The organism is Stenotrophomonas sp. PE591 (assembly GCF_018320795.1).
Lineage (GTDB): Bacteria > Pseudomonadota > Gammaproteobacteria > Xanthomonadales > Xanthomonadaceae > Stenotrophomonas > Stenotrophomonas maltophilia.
This window is the reverse complement of the sequence record NZ_JAAOKO010000003.1, coordinates 130,251-145,794: the sequence shown is the minus strand read 5'-3', so window position 1 is coordinate 145,794 and position 15,544 is coordinate 130,251. Positions and strand designations below refer to the sequence as shown.

At 68.2% G+C, this 15,544-nt stretch carries 14 protein-coding genes and 1 other RNA gene; 11 read left to right on the top strand and 4 right to left on the bottom strand.

Annotated elements, in window-relative coordinates; genetic code table 11:
- Positions 1 to 107: 107 nt before the first annotated feature.
- Entirely contained in the window at positions 108 to 476 is a 369-nt protein-coding gene (locus JLDANKMP_RS10465) for a YraN family protein (protein ID WP_024957270.1), read from the bottom strand.
- A complete protein-coding gene (locus JLDANKMP_RS10460; protein WP_212561046.1) occupies positions 466 to 2,187 on the bottom strand; it encodes a penicillin-binding protein activator in 1,722 nt (573 codons plus the stop codon). Before JLDANKMP_RS10460 ends, JLDANKMP_RS10465 begins: the two co-directional genes overlap by 11 nt.
- 81 nt (positions 2,188 to 2,268) lie before the next feature.
- Between JLDANKMP_RS10460 and rsmI the strand changes: the two genes are divergently transcribed.
- Entirely contained in the window at positions 2,269 to 3,087 is an 819-nt protein-coding gene (gene rsmI / locus JLDANKMP_RS10455; RefSeq protein ID WP_005408070.1) for a 16S rRNA (cytidine(1402)-2'-O)-methyltransferase, read from the top strand.
- 155 nt (positions 3,088 to 3,242) lie between these two features.
- Positions 3,243 to 3,594, top strand: an RNA gene (rnpB, locus tag JLDANKMP_RS10450) — RNase P RNA component class A.
- A 138-nt stretch (positions 3,595 to 3,732) separates the two neighbouring features.
- Here the strand turns inward: rnpB and JLDANKMP_RS10445 are convergent.
- Together JLDANKMP_RS10445 and JLDANKMP_RS10440 are read right to left on the bottom strand one after the other, a co-directional pair.
- Positions 3,733 to 4,212 carry a DM13 domain-containing protein gene (locus JLDANKMP_RS10445; RefSeq protein ID WP_212561045.1) on the bottom strand — a complete coding sequence of 160 codons (480 nt, stop codon included), beginning with the start codon at positions 4,210 to 4,212 and terminating at the stop codon, positions 3,733 to 3,735.
- Positions 4,213 to 4,529: 317 nt separating this feature from the next.
- Positions 4,530 to 5,282: an NRDE family protein gene (locus tag JLDANKMP_RS10440; RefSeq protein ID WP_100438888.1), complete on the bottom strand. Its 753-nt coding sequence runs from the start codon at positions 5,280 to 5,282 to the stop codon at positions 4,530 to 4,532.
- 323 nt (positions 5,283 to 5,605) lie between these two features.
- On the opposite strand from JLDANKMP_RS10440, the gene mraZ reads away from it, so the two are divergent.
- Genes mraZ through murG form a run of 9 tightly spaced genes read left to right on the top strand, consistent with a single transcriptional unit; the run spans position 5,606 to position 15,513 of the window.
- Positions 5,606 to 6,052, top strand: a complete 447-nt coding sequence (gene mraZ, locus JLDANKMP_RS10435) for a division/cell wall cluster transcriptional repressor MraZ (protein WP_004143635.1) — start codon at positions 5,606 to 5,608, stop codon at positions 6,050 to 6,052.
- Between the two features lie 14 nt (positions 6,053 to 6,066).
- Positions 6,067 to 7,035: a 16S rRNA (cytosine(1402)-N(4))-methyltransferase RsmH gene (gene rsmH / locus JLDANKMP_RS10430; RefSeq protein ID WP_012479154.1), complete on the top strand. Its 969-nt coding sequence runs from the start codon at positions 6,067 to 6,069 to the stop codon at positions 7,033 to 7,035.
- Positions 7,032 to 7,295: a cell division protein FtsL gene (ftsL, locus tag JLDANKMP_RS10425; RefSeq protein WP_005408074.1), complete on the top strand. Its 264-nt coding sequence runs from the start codon at positions 7,032 to 7,034 to the stop codon at positions 7,293 to 7,295. The genes rsmH and ftsL overlap by 4 nt, the downstream gene beginning before the upstream one ends.
- Entirely contained in the window at positions 7,292 to 9,136 is a 1,845-nt protein-coding gene (locus JLDANKMP_RS10420; protein ID WP_049451412.1) for a penicillin-binding transpeptidase domain-containing protein, read from the top strand. Before ftsL ends, JLDANKMP_RS10420 begins: the two co-directional genes overlap by 4 nt.
- Entirely contained in the window at positions 9,133 to 10,641 is a 1,509-nt protein-coding gene (locus JLDANKMP_RS10415) for a UDP-N-acetylmuramoyl-L-alanyl-D-glutamate--2,6-diaminopimelate ligase (protein ID WP_212561044.1), read from the top strand. Before JLDANKMP_RS10420 ends, JLDANKMP_RS10415 begins: the two co-directional genes overlap by 4 nt.
- Positions 10,638 to 12,032 carry a UDP-N-acetylmuramoyl-tripeptide--D-alanyl-D-alanine ligase gene (gene murF / locus JLDANKMP_RS10410; RefSeq protein ID WP_111150660.1) on the top strand — a complete coding sequence of 465 codons (1,395 nt, stop codon included), beginning with the start codon at positions 10,638 to 10,640 and terminating at the stop codon, positions 12,030 to 12,032. Before JLDANKMP_RS10415 ends, murF begins: the two co-directional genes overlap by 4 nt.
- On the top strand, positions 12,022 to 13,107 hold the full coding sequence (gene mraY / locus JLDANKMP_RS10405) for a phospho-N-acetylmuramoyl-pentapeptide-transferase (RefSeq protein WP_004154219.1): 1,086 nt from the start codon (positions 12,022 to 12,024) through the stop codon (positions 13,105 to 13,107). Before murF ends, mraY begins: the two co-directional genes overlap by 11 nt.
- Position 13,108: 1 nt before the next feature.
- Positions 13,109 to 14,428, top strand: coding sequence for a putative lipid II flippase FtsW (gene ftsW / locus JLDANKMP_RS10400; RefSeq protein WP_005408078.1), 1,320 nt, complete (start codon positions 13,109 to 13,111; stop codon positions 14,426 to 14,428).
- Entirely contained in the window at positions 14,425 to 15,513 is a 1,089-nt protein-coding gene (gene murG / locus JLDANKMP_RS10395) for an undecaprenyldiphospho-muramoylpentapeptide beta-N-acetylglucosaminyltransferase (protein WP_212561043.1), read from the top strand. The genes ftsW and murG overlap by 4 nt, the downstream gene beginning before the upstream one ends.
- Positions 15,514 to 15,544: the final 31 nt, after the last annotated feature.

The window sequence follows — 15,544 nt, the reverse complement described above, 5'->3', positions numbered from 1 at the left end:
TCACGCACCGTGGTCGTGCCGGCCTGGCTGCGCTCTGGCAGGTGCGAACCCTGGTTGGCACAGAAGCGCCGACCAAGGTCGGCTTCTGCCAGAGCGGACGGTACCCATCAGCAATCATCCAGCCGGAACGCATCACGCAGCCACCGCAGCTGCGGCGGCTCGCCGGTGGCGTCGACCACATCAAAACGGCAGGGTGCATTGGCCAGCGCCGGGTTGTCCTGCAGGTACAGCTGCGCGGCGTGCGCCAGGCGTCGGCACTTGCGCACATCCACCGAAGCGGCACCGCCACCGAAATCCGATCGCGCGCGATAGCGCACTTCCACGAACACCACGGTGCCGGCATCGTCCATCACCAGGTCCAGTTCACCGCCGCGATAGCGCACGTTGCGCGCACGCGGCTGCAGTCCGGCCTGCTGCAGATGCTGCTCGGCGGCGGCCTCCACCGCCGAGCCACGTTGGCTGCGCTCAGCGACCACCGATGATCGGCATCGGCCGGCCGCCATTGAAGGTGGACCATGCCGGCTGGCGCAGGATGTTGCCGTTGCTGTCCAGGAACAGGGTGCCGGTGGCACCGTCCAGGCCGCCTTCGTTGGACAGCTTGTCCAGATAGGCGGTGATCTTCCAGGCATCGGCGCCGAACGCGAACAGGCGGCCGGCTGCACCGCGTGCGCTGGGCAGGGTGCTGGCGACCTGGCTGGCCGACGGCAGGCCCGACACGCTGCGCACGTTCCAGGCTTCATTCGGGTAGACGATGCCGTCCAGCGCCACGTCTTCTTCCACCTTGCCGCTGCCGATGGTCAGCTGCGAGGTGCCGACGCGGGTGGCGCCGCCGGCACCGGCCAGCGCCAGCTGCGGCGCCAGCAGGCGCGCCTGCGGCGCACGCACGGCGAGGAATACGGCATCGACCTGGCCGGCATTGCGCACCTGCGCACCGACATCGCCGACCGCATCGCTGACGCCGATGGTGGCCACCACCTGGCCGCCACGCTGGGCGAAGCGCTGGGCGAAGGCGGCGGCGGCACGGCGGCCGGTATCGTCGGCGCTGTTGATCACCAGCGCCTTGCCGCGCTCGCGACCACGCAGGTATTCAGCGGCGACGATGCCGTCATCTTCCGGTGCCAGCGAGAAACAGGCGCTGCCGGCCGGCGGCGCATCCTTGCCACGGTTCAGCGCCAGCACCGGCACCTGCAGCTGCTTACGGCCGTACACCGCGTCCACTTCGTCGCGACCCAGCGGGCCGACCACGAAGTCGGCACCGGAGGCCACGGCCTTGTCATAGGCGGCGAGGGCACCGGCCGGGGTACCGGCGGTGTCGATGAAGTTGATGTCCGGGCGGCGGCGGGTCTCGCCGTAGTACGCGGCCAGCAGGCCATCGCGCACCGGCTGCGCGGCGGTGGCCAGGCGGCCGCTGAGCGGCAGCAGCACAGCCAGCTTGGCCGGCGGGCGGTAACCGTCGCTCATCGCCGGCGGGCGCTTGCTGGTGTCGAACTGGGCCGCGCCATCGCGGTCGAACGGTCGCGGCAGCGGCAGGCCGCGTGCGATCAGTGCACGGCCGGCGAAGTTGTACAGCGGGTCGTTGGCCGGCAGGGCGGCGGCACGGCTGCGCAGGGTGGCATCGTCGAGGGTACCGAGCAGGCCGGCGATGGCGGCCTGGTTCTCGCTGCGCGCACTGCCGGTCAGGCTGGCATGGGCGCGGGCGCGTTCGGTGGCAGCGCCGAAGGCATCGCCGGTGCCCTGCAGCGCAGTGGCGCGGGCCAGATACCAGCGCGTCCGCAGTGCCGGCAGCACGTTGTCGCCGTGGTCCTTCAGCAGGGCCAGAGCCTGCCCCGGCTGCTTGTCGGCCAGCGCCAGCTCGGCACTGGTCAACTGGTAGCGCTGCAGGCTGGCGCCGGTCAGCTGGCGGGCGGTGAGCTGGCCCAGCAGGCTGCGCGCGCGGGCGCTGTCGCCGGCCAGGTGCCAGGCCCAGGCCGCATCGGCCAGGGCATTGGCGCGGGCTCCGCCGCGCAGGGTGGCAGCCAGGCCTTCCAGCTGCAGTGCGGCGTCGCGCGGCTTGCCCTGGTCGATCAGCGCCAGCGCCTGGCTCTGGGCCGGCGATTCGGGCGCGCTGGTCAAGCTGGTGGTGGCACAGCCGGCCAGCAGCATCAGCGACAACGACAGGGCGGAGATCCGTGCGGCGGGCTTGTTCATGATCGGGTCCATGCGATGAGGGCAGCGGCCTTGGCCGGGTACACGCTACGATTCTACCCTTGCCCCGTGAGTACCGCTGAAATGAGTGTGCCAACCCTGTACGTCGTCGCCACCCCGATCGGCAACCTGGCCGATCTGAGCCCGCGCGCGCAGGAGGTGCTGCGCTCGGTGGCGGCCATCTGTGCCGAAGACACCCGCCGCAGCGGCCAGCTGCTGTCCCATTTCGGCATCCAGCAACCGCTGGTGGCCCTGCACGAGCACAATGAGGAAGCGCTGTCGCAGCGCTTGGTCTCGCGCCTGCAGGCGGGCGAATCGCTGGCGCTGGTCAGCGATGCCGGTACCCCGCTGGTCAGCGATCCCGGCTTCCGCCTGGTGCGTGCCGCGCGTGCGGCGGGCATCAAGGTCAGCCCGATTCCCGGCGCCTGTGCCGCCATCGCCGCGCTGAGCGTGGCGGGCCTGCCCAGTGACCGCTTCAGCTTCGAGGGTTTCCTGCCGGCCAAGGCCAGCGGCCGCCGCGACCGCCTGCAGGCGCTGGCCGGTGAAGTACGCACGATGGTGTTCTACGAATCCTCGCATCGCATCGCCGAGTCGCTGGCGGACATGGCGGCGATCTTCGGCGGCGAACGCCCTGCGGTGCTGGCGCGTGAGCTGACCAAGCTGTTCGAGACCGTGCTCGATGGCGATCTGGCCGGACTGCTGGCGAAGGTGGAAGCTGACGAAAACCAGCGCAAGGGCGAGTTCGTGGTGATGGTGCAGGGCGCTGGCGACGATGAAGAAGCGCAGCTGGCGCATGGCCGCCGCGTCTACGCCAAGCTGAGCGAGCATCTGCCGCCGTCGACTGCGGCGAAGCTGGCGGCAGAGTTGACCGGTGCACCGCGCAAGGCGTTGTACGGCAGTTGATGGATCGTGCGGACCAAGGTCCGCACCCACCAGAGCGGAATCCGCACCCACCAGAGCAGCGGAGTCGGTAGATCCACGCCATGCGTGGATGGATGAACCGGATGCCGCGATCAGCACGGCAGGAAGGGCGTGCGTAGGCTAGAATGTCCGCTGGCGGAGCCGGCCAGACAGTCGCGTCATCCCTTCGGGGGTGCCGAGGAAAGTCCGGGCTCCATAGGGCAAGGTGCCAGGTAACGCCTGGGCGGCGCAAGCCGACGGAAAGTGCAACAGAAAGATACCGCCTACGTCTTCTTCGGAAGGCCGGTAAGGGTGAAATGGTGCGGTAAGAGCGCACCGCGAGTCTGGCAACAGACCGGCACGGCAAACCCCACCTGGAGCAAGACCAAATAGGGATCCTTTGGCGCGGCCCGCGTTGGATCCGGGTAGGTTGCTTGAGCGTTGCGGTGACGTAACGCCTAGAGGAATGACTGTCCACGACAGAACCCGGCTTATCGGCCGGCTCCGCCTCTTTCTTCTACATGCGTGCTTCCATATGCGTGAACCGCGCATCGGTAGTGCCGGCCGCTGGCCGGCAGATTCACGCTGCCAGCAGCGGCGGACAGAATACCGGCCAGCGGCCGGCACTACCTCGACGCCGCGCGGTCCTCAACCCGGCGTACGGTACTGCCCGGCGGAGATGAACTGCTCGAACCGTTCACACCACACCACCACGGTGGTGTAGTCGTCCACGTCCACGTTCGCAGGCACCTCCACCAGGAAGCGGTTGAAGGTCTTCACCTCGCCGATGCGCTGGGCCTGCGCCTTGATCTTCAGGAAATCGGCCTTGTTGTCGACAAAGTCGCGGACCAGGTAGACCTTGTAGTCCGGTCCCGGCCCCATCTTGCCGTCGAAGGCCACCTGGCGCGCGCTGACGCTGACCTTGCCTTCGGCCCAGTGCACCGCGTCGCTGCCCTTGAGGTCGCGACGGAAGGTGGAGTGGTAGCGGGCGTCGCCCATTGCCGCCTGCACCTTCGCGACCGGCGGGTCATCGGGAGCGATCAGGATGGGCAGCAGGTAGATGCCCAGGCCGAAGCCCAGGCCGAGGGTGAGCAGGTGGGTGGCGAGCAGGATGAGGGTACGGCGCATGGGGCCTCCATGTGGATGTGGATCGCGCGGCATGGCGCCGGGCATGACCACCTTGGGAGGTTGCGGGCGGCATTTATAGACACAGTGCGAGACGCAAAAAGGGCACAGTGGGACGACCGCAGCGGCGCAGGCCCTGTGGCGCGGGCGAGAAGCCGCTGCGCCGGGAAGCTGAATGACGCCGTTGGCAGTCCTGGAGCGGGTAGTGCCGGCCGCTGGCCGGCAGCTGCGTGGCCTGCCCGAAAATCCGGAGGTTGCCGGCCAGCGGCCGGCACTACCCTGCTGGAAAGAGATGCCGGCCGGCGGCCGGCACTACCGGGTCAGAAAATGACGTGGCTCTGTCCGTTGGCTGCACCCTGCGGGCCGAAGCGGCGCTCGTGGATCTCGCCGTGGCCACCGGCGTCGATCAGCAGCACGGTGCTGGCGCGGGTGCCGTAATCGTCGCCGCGGATGAAGGCGGGGCTCAGCCAGCGCTCGCGTTCCAGGCCGATGCCGGTGTCGGGCAGGTCGCTGTCGGCGGGGCGATGTTCGTCGGCCAGCGCGGCCCAGAGCGGGGCCAGGTCCTCATCGCCGGCCTGCAGCCATGCAGACAGCGCGTCCATCAGCCGTCGGGTCTTCGGCCAGGGCGCGTCCAGCGCGCCGTTGGACATGCCATGCACACCCGGGCCCAGGCTCTGGCGCTCGGCGGGGTGGTTGCCCAGGTACTCCAGGCTGTCGCCATCGGCCAGCAGCAGGTTGAAGGGCGCATACGCGCCCGCCACGGTGGCCAGCCGGTCGATATGCACGGCGGCGGGGTCGCGGCCGCGCAGGAAGTCGGCCACCAGTGCTCCCCGGGACGGGCCGGTCTGTGCGGCCAGCGGATCACGGACATTGGTGACCACGGCCATGCGGCCGCCGGCGCCGACGCCGGCCCAGCCACCGCCGGAGCGCAGGTCGCGCCCTCCGATGACGGAGGTCTCATCCTGCCAGGGGGCCAGCGCCGCGGTCGGGCGGGCGTGGAACTCATCACGGTTGCCGGTCATCACCAGCCGCCAGCGCGGGTGGTGCATCCAGCCAAGAGCGAGCAGGCACATGGCCTCATTGTGCATCGTTTGCGCAGTCCGGCGGCGTTTCCGGCCGGTTCCGGATGAATGCGCGGGCGATGTTTCACGCCTTGTCCACAGCCCTGAACTTCCGTTCAATCTCAAAAATTGAGACGGATCAGCAACTTGTGGATAAGCCTTGAACAATTCTCTAAAGGTTGTTGCAAGCCATTGATGCGGCTGGCGATTTCCCCGCTGAAAAGTTGTTGACAACCCTTCGGCCGCTGCTAAGGTGGGCATCAGAGGGAAATCCGGGTGTTTTGTGGGTTTTCGTGGTTCAATGTTTCACCGGGCGAAGGATAGGTGCACGCGTCGTGTTCCAGGGCGAGACGGCCATCACAGTTGACGATAAAGGGCGCATGGCGGTTCCCACCGCTTACCGCGACCTCGTCGCGCGCGCCAGCAACAACCGTCTCGTGCTGACCTACAACCCGTTCGAAGCCGGCTGCCTGTGGCTGTATGCAGAGTCGGAATGGGAGCGGGTCCGCGACGACGTCATGTCCAAGCCCAACACCCAGCGCGTCGTGCGCCTGTTGCAGCAGAAGCTGGTCGGCTCGGCCGCCCATCTGGAACTGGACGGCAACGGTCGCATCAGCATCCCCGCCAGCCACCGCGGTGCGGTGGGCATTGAGAAGAAGGCGGTATTGCTCGGTATGGGCGACAAGTTCGAATTGTGGAGCGAGCAGGCGCATCGGGCCCTGATCCAGCAGACGTTGTCTGACGAGGATCTGGGTGATGGGTTGCTCGACCTGAAGTTGTGAGCCGGGGTGCCCGGATGCGCCCAGAAGCGCAGACCGGTCACCTTCCGGTGTCGCAGTCGCCGGCGGTGCACCTGCCGGTCCTGTACACCCAGGTCCTTGAAGGCCTGAGGGTGATCGAAAATGGACGTTATCTGGATGGCACGTTCGGTCGTGGCGGTCATGCACGTGGCGTGCTCACCCAGCTCGGTCCCGAGGGGCGCCTGCTGGTCATGGACAAGGATCCGGAAGCCATCGCCGTTGCCGAGCGCGATTTCGCGCCGGACCCGCGCGTGTCCATCTTCCGTGGCAGCTTCGCCCAGCTGCTGCAGTGGGATGCGACGGCCGAAGGCCTGGACGGCGTGCTGTTCGACCTGGGTGTGTCGTCGCCGCAGCTGGACGTGGCCGAACGTGGCTTCAGCTTCGGCAAGGACGGCCCGCTGGACATGCGCATGGACCCGGACAGCGGCGAAAGCGCCGCGCAGTGGATCAACCGCGTGGAAGAGCGCGAAATTGCCGACGTGCTGTGGACCTATGGCGAAGAACGCCAGAGCCGCCGCATCGCCCGTGCCATCGTGGCCCGCCGTGAGAAGCAGCCCTTCTCCCGCACCGCCGAACTGGCCGAGCTGATCGCCTCGGTGATGCCGCGTGGGAAAGACAAGATCCACCCGGCCACGCGCAGCTTCCAGGCCATCCGCATCCACATCAACCGCGAGCTGGCCGATCTGGAAGCCGGTCTTGATGCGGCGGTGGAACGGCTCAAGCCCGGTGGCCGGCTGGCGGTGATCAGCTTCCACTCGCTGGAAGACCGCATCGTCAAGCAGTACATGAACCGCCTGGCCAAGGCGCCGCCGGCCAACCGCCGCCTGCCTGAGGCGGTGGCGTTCGTGCCGACGCTGGACCTGATCGGCGGTGCCATCAAGGCGACCGACGAGGAACTGGCCGCCAACCCGCGTGCGCGCAGCGCCGTGCTGCGCGTGGCGCAGAAGCGGGAGGCCGACGCATGAGCCGGCTGCTGCTGATCATCCTGTTGGCCTCGACCGTGGCCTCGGCGATCGGCGTCGTGTTCGTGCGTCACCGTCACCGGCAGACGTTCATCGAGCTGTCGCGCGCCGAACGCAAGCGCGATGACATCAACCTCGAATTCGGCCGCCTGCAGCTGGAGCAGGCCACGCTGGCCGAAGCCAACCGGGTGGATCGCATCGCCCGCGAAAAGCTCGGCATGAAGTTCCCCGAAGCCGGGGACATCGTGGTGGTGCGGCCATGAGCAAGACTGGCCGCAACCGCCCGCGCAACGCCTTCAACCTGCGCCAGCGCCTGCGCTGGGTCGCGCTGGCGCTCGGCCTGTGCTCGGTGTCGCTGGTCGGTCGTGCTGCCTACGTGCAGATCATCAACAGCGACTTCTACCAGCGCCAGGGCGAGGCCCGTTACCTGCGCGAGCTGCCGATCAAGACCTCGCGCGGCATGATCACCGACCGCAACGGCGAGCCGCTGGCGGTATCCACGCCGGTCGCCTCGATCTGGGTCAATCCGCAGGACCTGTTGCGTTCGCCCGAGCGCATCCCGGAGCTGGCCCAGGCGGTCGGCATGTCGGTGGATGAGCTGAGCAGCCGCCTGTCGCAGAAGTCGGACAAGGAATTCATGTACCTGCGCCGCCGGATCAATCCGGACGAGGCAGAGAAGGTGGTCGCGCTGAAGATTCCGGGCGTGGCCGCGCAGCGCGAGTTCCGCCGCTTCTACCCGCAGGGTGAAGCGATGGCGCACGTGCTGGGCTTCACCAACATCGACGACCGCGGCCAGGAAGGCCTGGAGCTGGCGTTCGACGAATGGTTGCGCGGCAAGGCCGGTGCGAAGCGGGTGATCCGCAACCGCAAGGGCGAGACCGTCGAGAGCGATCTGCTGCGCGCCGCTGAGCCGGGCAAGGACCTGACCCTCAGCATCGACCGCCGCATCCAGTACCTGGCGTTCAAGGAACTGCGCAACGCGCTGGTGGCCAACAAGGCAGCGGGCGGTTCGATGGTGATCATGGACGTGACCACCGGCGAGATCCTGGCCATGGTCAACCTGCCGACCTACAACCCGAATTCGCTGACCGGCGCGCTGCCCGATGCGCGCCGCAACCGTGCGGTGACCGATCTGGTCGAGCCGGGTTCGACGATGAAGCCGTTGACCATCGCTACCGCGCTGCAGGCCGGTGCGGTGACCAAGGACACCATCATCGATACCAATCCGGGTTACATGACCCTGGGCCGCTTCACCATCCGTGACGTGCCGCGCAACAACGGCGTGCTGAACGTGACTGGCGTGATCACCCGCAGTTCGAACGTGGGTGCGGCCAAGGTCGCGGCGAAGATGCCGGACCAGGTGTTCTACGACGGCGTGCGCCGCTTTGGTTATGGCTCGGTACCGCACAGCGGTTTCCCCGGTGAATCCGGCGGCGTGGTGCTGCGCCCGGCGCGCTGGTCGGGTACCACCAAGACCACGATGTCCTACGGCTACGGCCTGAACGTGACGCCGCTGCAGATCGCTACCGCCTATTCGGCACTGGCCAACGGCGGTCGTCTGATCGCGCCGACCTTCGTCAAGGGCCAGCGCAATGAAGGCCAGCAGATCATCGACGAGAACGTCGCCAGGCAGGTGGTGGCGATGATGGAAACCGTGGTCACCCAGGGCGGCGCCAAGCAGGCGGCGGTGCTGGGCTACCGCGTGGCCGGCAAGACCGGTACCGCGCGCAAGGCCGGTCCGGGTGGTTACGAGCGGGGTCATTACAACGCGCTGTTCGCCGGCGTGGTGCCCGCCACCAACCCGCGCTTCGCCACCGTCATCGTCATCAACGATCCGCAGGCCGGCAAGTTCTACGGCGGCCTGGTGTCGGCGCCGGTCTACCACAACGTGATGGAAGGCACCCTGCGCCTGATGGACGTGCCACTGGACGACCTGCAGTCGTGGCTGGCCGCACAGCAGTCCGGCAAGGTCGGTCACTCGGCCTCGATCCTGCCTGCGCCGCCGGCCGAGACCGCGCTGCCAGTGGATGCCGCCGCTGAATTCGATGCTGCGCTGCCGAGCGCGCACGCCCAGACGCCGCCCACTACGGGAGGCACGCAATGAGTCCTTCGATGTTGCTTTCGCAGTTGCTTCCGGACGTTGCCCTTGCAGGGCACGACCCCGTTCTGACCGGCCTGGTGCTGGACAGCCGCGCCGTGCGTCCCGGCAATGCTTTCGTCGCCATCGCCGGTTTCGGCGCGCATGGCCTGGGCTTTGTCGAGCAGGCCCGCGCCGCCGGTGCCAGCGTCATCCTGTTTGAACCGCCGGCGCCCGCCGAACTGCCGGCACCGGCCGATGCGATCGCCGTGCCGGGCCTGCGCGCACGCATGGGTGCGATGGCCGACCAGTTCCATGGCGCGCCGTCGCGGGCGATGGCGATGGTCGGTGTCACCGGCACCAACGGCAAGACCTCCACCGTGCAGCTGCTGGCCCAGGCCTGGCACCTGCTCGGTACGCCCAGTGGCAGTATCGGCACGCTGGGCGCCGGACTTTATGGTGCGGTCGAGCCGACCGGCTTCACCACGCCGCTGGTGCTGCAGATGCATGCGCTGCTGGCGCAGCTGCGCGACGCCGGTGCGCGCGCGGTGGCGATGGAAGTCAGCTCGCATGCGCTGGACCAGGGGCGCGTGGATGCCGTGCACTACGACGTGGCGGTGTTCACCAATCTCACCCGCGACCACCTGGACTACCACGGCGACATGGCCAGCTACGGCGCGGCCAAGGCGCGGCTGTTCCACCGTCCGGGCCTGAAGGCCGCAGTGATCAATCTGGACGACGCGTTCGGCCGCCAGCTGTTCGCCGGCCTGCCGGCGGGCGTGCAGCCGATCGGCCTGAGCTCGCGCGGTGCCACCGACGCCAGCGTGCGCGCCGAGGCGCTGCAGCTGGATGGCCGTGGCATTGCCTTCGAACTGGTCATCGACGGCCAGCGCGCGGCGGTGCAGTCGCCGCTGCTGGGCCGCTTCAACGTGGACAACCTGCTGGCGGTGGCCGGCACCCTGCACGCGCAGGGCCAGCCGCTGCCGCGCATCGCCGAAGTACTGTCGGCGCTGCAGCCGATCCGTGGCCGCATGAACCGACTGGGCGGCGAAGACGGCCTGCCGACCGTGGTGGTCGACTACGCACACACCCCGGACGCGCTGGAACAGGCGCTGGACAGCCTGCATGGCCACCTGCAGGGCACGCTGTTCTGCGTGTTCGGCTGCGGCGGCGAGCGTGATACCGGCAAGCGCCCGCAGATGGCGGCCATTGCCGAGCGTCTGGCCAACCAGGTCATCGTCACCGACGACAACCCGCGTGGCGAGGATGGCGACGTGATCGTGGCCGACATCCTGGCCGGCTTCACCGATGCCTCCGTCGTGACCGTGCAGCGCAGCCGCGCGCGTGCGATCGGCCTGGCGGTGAAGCGTGCCGGTGCCGGTGACATCATCCTGATCGCTGGCAAGGGCCACGAGCCGTACCAGGAAGTGAATGGCGTGCGCCATGACTTCGACGACACCGAAGTGGCCGCCGCTGCACTGGCGGCCAAGGCCGGTGTACTAGAGGCGCGGGCCGGGGAGGGCACCGCATGAAGCGCACCCTGCTTTCGCTGATCGCCCACTGGGCCGGCGGTGAGATCCACGGCGACGACGTGGCCATCGATGCGGTCAGCAATGACACCCGCAGCCTCGGCCCGGGCAGCCTGTATGTGGCGCTGCGCGGCGAGCGTTTCGACGGCCATGACTTTGCCGCCGACGCGCAGGCGCGCGGTGCCAGTGCGCTGCTGGTCGAGCGCCTGCTGCCGATCGAACTGCCACAGGTGCTGGTGGCCGACAGCGAACTGGCACTGGCGAAGATCGCCACCGGCATGCAGCGCGACCGCGGCACCGAGGTGTTCGCGATCACCGGCAGCAACGGCAAGACCAGCGTGAAGAGCCTGCTGCTGTCGATCCTGCAGCAGGTGGCCCAGCACGCCCACAAGGTGGTCTACGCCAACCCGGGCAACCGCAACAACGAGATCGGCCTGCCGCTGGCGGTGATCGATGCCCCGGAAGATGCCGACTACGCCGTCTACGAGATGGGCGCCGGCAAGCCGGGCGATATCGCCTACCTGACCGACATCGCCCGCCCGCGCTATGCGCTGGTCAACAACATTGCCCCGGCGCACCTGGAACGCATGGGCAGCCTGCTCGGCGTGGCGGTGACCAAGGGCGCGATCTATGCCGCGCTGCCGGCCGATGGCGTGGCGGTGATCAATGTGGACGATGCCTACGGCCGCTGGTTCGAACAGCATTTCGTCGGCACCCCGCCGCGTTGCCGCGTGCTGCGCTACGGCCTGGAACATACCGCCGAGGTGACCGCGCGCGACATCCGCGCCGGCGCGCAGGGCAGCCAGTTCACCCTGGTCGCACCGAGCGGCGAAGCCCGCGTGGTGCTCGGCCTGCCCGGTCGCCACAACGTCAGCAATGCGCTGGCCGCCGCCAGCCTGGCGCTGGCCGCCGGTGTCGACCTTGCGCTGATCGCGACCGGCCTGGCCGAAGCGCAGCCGGTGCCGGGCCGCCAGATTGCCCATCAGCTGCGCAATGGCGCGGTGCTGGTGGACGACAGCTACAACGCCAACCCCGGTTCGCTGGCTGCGGCCATCGACGCCCTGGCCGCCGCGCCGGAAGAGGGCTGGCTGGTGCTGGGCGACATGCGCGAGCTGGGTCCGGACGGCGAGGCGCTGCATGCGCAGGCCGGCATCCGTGCACGCGCCGCCGGCCTGAAGCGGCTGTATGCACTGGGTCCGCTCAGTGCCGCCGCTGCGGCCGCCTTCGGTGAAGGCGGACGCCATTTCGCTACCCATGGTGCGCTGTCACAGGCGCTGCAGGACGAGTTGCACGCTGGTGTGCGCTGCCTGGTCAAGGGTTCCCGTGGCAGTGCCATGGACCTGATCGTCAAAGCGCTGCTGGCGCAAGGAGAGGAATCCCCGCATGTTGTATGAACTGGCTCGATGGTTGCAGCAGTTGGAGAGCCTGTTCGGGCTGTTCAACTACCAGACGTTCCGCGCCATCCTTGCCGCGCTGACGGCCCTGTTCCTGTCGCTGTGGCTTGGCCCGGCGATGATCCGCAAGCTTGCCCAGTTCAAGGGCGGCCAGCCGATCCGCAAGGACGGTCCGCAGACCCATTTCTCCAAGGCCGGCACGCCGACCATGGGCGGTTCGCTGATCCTGCTCACCATCACCCTGTCGGTGCTGATGTGGGCCGACCTGCGCAACCGCTACGTGTGGCTGGTGCTGGCGGTGATGCTGTGCTTCGGCGCCATCGGCTGGTATGACGACTGGATCAAGATCGTCCGCCGCGACCCGAACGGCCTGAAGTCGCGCTGGAAATACCTGCTGCAGTCGATCTTCGGCCTGGCTGCTGGCCTGTTCCTGTTCTACACGGCCGACGTGCCGGCGGCGCTGACCTTCTACATCCCGATGTTCAAGTCGGTGGCGTTGCCGCTGGCCGGCATCGGCTTCGTGGCCATCGCCTACTTCTGGATCGTCGGTTTCTCCAACGCGGTGAACCTGACCGACGGCCTGGACGGCCTGGCCATCATGCCCACCGTGCTGGTGGCCTGCGCGCTGGGCGTGTTCGCGTATGCCTCGGGCAACGTGGTATTCGCCAACTACCTGCAGATTCCGCAGATTCCGGGCGCCGGCGAGCTGGTCATCATCTGCGCGGCCATCGCCGGTGCGGGCCTCGGCTTCCTGTGGTTCAACACCTATCCGGCCATGGTCTTCATGGGCGACATCGGCGCGCTGGCGCTGGGCGCGGTGCTGGGCACGATCGCGGTGATCACCCGCCAGGAACTGGTGCTGGTGATCATGGGCGGCGTGTTCGTCATCGAAACACTGTCGGTGATGATCCAGGTCGCCTCGTTCAAGCTGACCGGCAAGCGCGTGTTCCGCATGGCGCCGATCCACCACCATTTCGAACTGAAGGGCTGGCCCGAGCCGCGCGTGATCGTGCGCTTCTGGATCATCTCCGTCGTGCTCGTGCTGATCGGCCTGGCCACGTTGAAGGTGCGCTGAGATGAACGACCTGTCCCGCCAGGCAACTCGCCTTGAAGCCATCGAAGGCAGCTACGACAAGTGGCTGCTGGGCGCGATCATCGCGCTCACCGGCGTGGGCGTGGTGATGGTGGCGTCCAGCTCGATCGCCTTGATGAGCAGTCCGTTCTACTACCTCAACCGCCACCTGATCTTCCTGGCAGTGGGTATCGTGCTGGCGGTCATCGCCGCCCGCACTGAACTGAAGTCCATCGAGCAGTACAACCAGATGCTGCTGCTGGGCTGCTTCGTGCTGCTGCTGGCGGTGTTCGCACCGGGCCTGGGCAGCACGGTCAACGGTGCGCGCCGCTGGATCAACCTGGGCATCTCCAAGTTCCAGACGGTCGAAGCGGTGAAAGTGCTCTACATCGTCTGGCTGTCCAGCTACCTGGTGCGTTTCCGCGACGAGGTCAATGCGACCTGGCCGGCGATGCTCAAGCCGCTGGGCGTGGCCGGGGCGCTGGTGGTGCTGCTGCTGCTGCAGCCGGACTTCGGCTCGTCCACCCTGCTGCTGGCGATCACCGCCGGCATGCTGGTGCTGGGCGGGGTGAACATGCCGCGCATGTCGATGCCGGTGATCATCGGCCTGGTCGGCATGAGCGCACTGGCGATCATCGAGCCGTACCGCATGCGCCGCATCACCTCCTTCCTGGACCCGTGGGCCGACCAGCAGGGCGACGGCTACCAGCTGTCCAACGCGCTGATGGCGGTGGGCCGTGGCGAGTGGACCGGCGTCGGCCTGGGCAACTCGGTGCAGAAGCTGTACTACCTGCCCGAAGCGCATACCGACTTCATCTTCTCGGTCACCGCCGAGGAATTCGGCTTCCTGGGCACCTGCGTGATCGTGGCCCTGTACGCGCTGCTGGTCGGCCGGACCTTCTGGCTGGGTATGCGATGCGTGGAGATGAAGCGGCACTTCTCCGGTTACATCGCCTTCGGCATCGGCCTGTGGATCAGCATGCAGACCTTCGTTTCGATCGGCGTGAACCTGGGCATCCTGCCGACCAAGGGCCTGACCCTGCCGTTGATCTCCTCCGGCGGCTCGTCGGTGCTGATGACCTGCGTGGCGATGGGCCTGCTGCTGCGCGTGTCCTATGAACTCAAGCGCGCCGAGCGCCGCCAGGCCGTGCGCATCGGCGGCACCGAAGACGCCGCTGCCGAGCCGAGCGACGAGCCGGCCGCGCCGGTGGCCGCCAGCGTACCGATGAGCGCCGAGCCGGTGGCTGCCGCTGCAGCGAACGCTGCGCGCGGCACCAGCCGCCTGCAGTCGCGCATCGAACCGACCTTCGGGAGGCTGTCATGAGCACAGCCACCGACAACGTGCGCCCGGTGATGATCCTGGCCGGTGGTACCGGCGGTCACATCTTCCCCGGCCTGGCCGTGGCCCGCGTGCTGCGCGCGCGCGGCGTGCCGGTCACCTGGATGGGCGCCGACGGTGCGATGGAAACCCGTCTGGTGCCGCAGCACGACATTCCGATCGACACGCTGGCCATCACCGGCCTGCGCGGCAAGGGCAAGCTGGCCCTGCTGGGCGCGCCGTGGCGGCTGATGCGCGCGCTGCGCGCGGCCGGCATGATCATCCGCAAGCGCCAGCCGCGTGCGGTGGTGGCCTTCGGTGGATTCGCCTCCGGTCCCGGCGGCATGGCCACGCGCCTGCATGGCCTGCCGCTGATCGTGCATGAGCAGAACCGCGCACCGGGCCTGACCAATCGCATCCTGTCGCGCTATGCACGCCGTCTGCTGACCGGCTTCCCGGGCACCTTCGCCAAGGGCGAGGAGTGTGTCGGCAACCCGGTGCGTGCGGAGATCGCCGCCATCGCACCGCCGGAACAGCGCTTCGCCGACCGCCAGGGTCCGCTGCGCGTGCTGGTGGTGGGCGGCAGCCAGGGTGCACGCGCGCTCAATACCGGCGTGCCGCAGGCCATCGCTGCGCTGGGCGCCACAGTGCCGGTGCAGGTGCGCCACCAGAGCGGCGAGAAGATGCATGCCGAAGCGGTCGAGGCGTATGCCAAGGCTGGCGTGCAGGCGGAGATCACCCCGTTCATCGCCGACATGGCCGAGGCGTTTGCCTGGGCCGATCTGGTCGTATGCCGCTCCGGCGCGTCCACGCTGGCCGAGCTGTGCGCGGTCGGTGTCGGCAGTGTGCTGGTGCCATTCCCCGCTGCCGTCGACGATCACCAGACCCGCAATGCGGAGTACCTGGTCGAGCGCGGCGCGGCGGTTTTGCTGAAGCAGGACGGAACGCTGGCCGACGGCATTGCCGCACTGCTGCGCGATCTGTCCGAAAATCCCGCCCGCCGCATGCAGATGGCGCAAGCTGCGCGTGCCCTGGCCAAGGTCGATGCCGCCGAGCGCATCGCCGATATCATTCTCGAGGAAGCTGTATGAAGAAGGCATGCCACCGCGCCTGCCCTGCGCG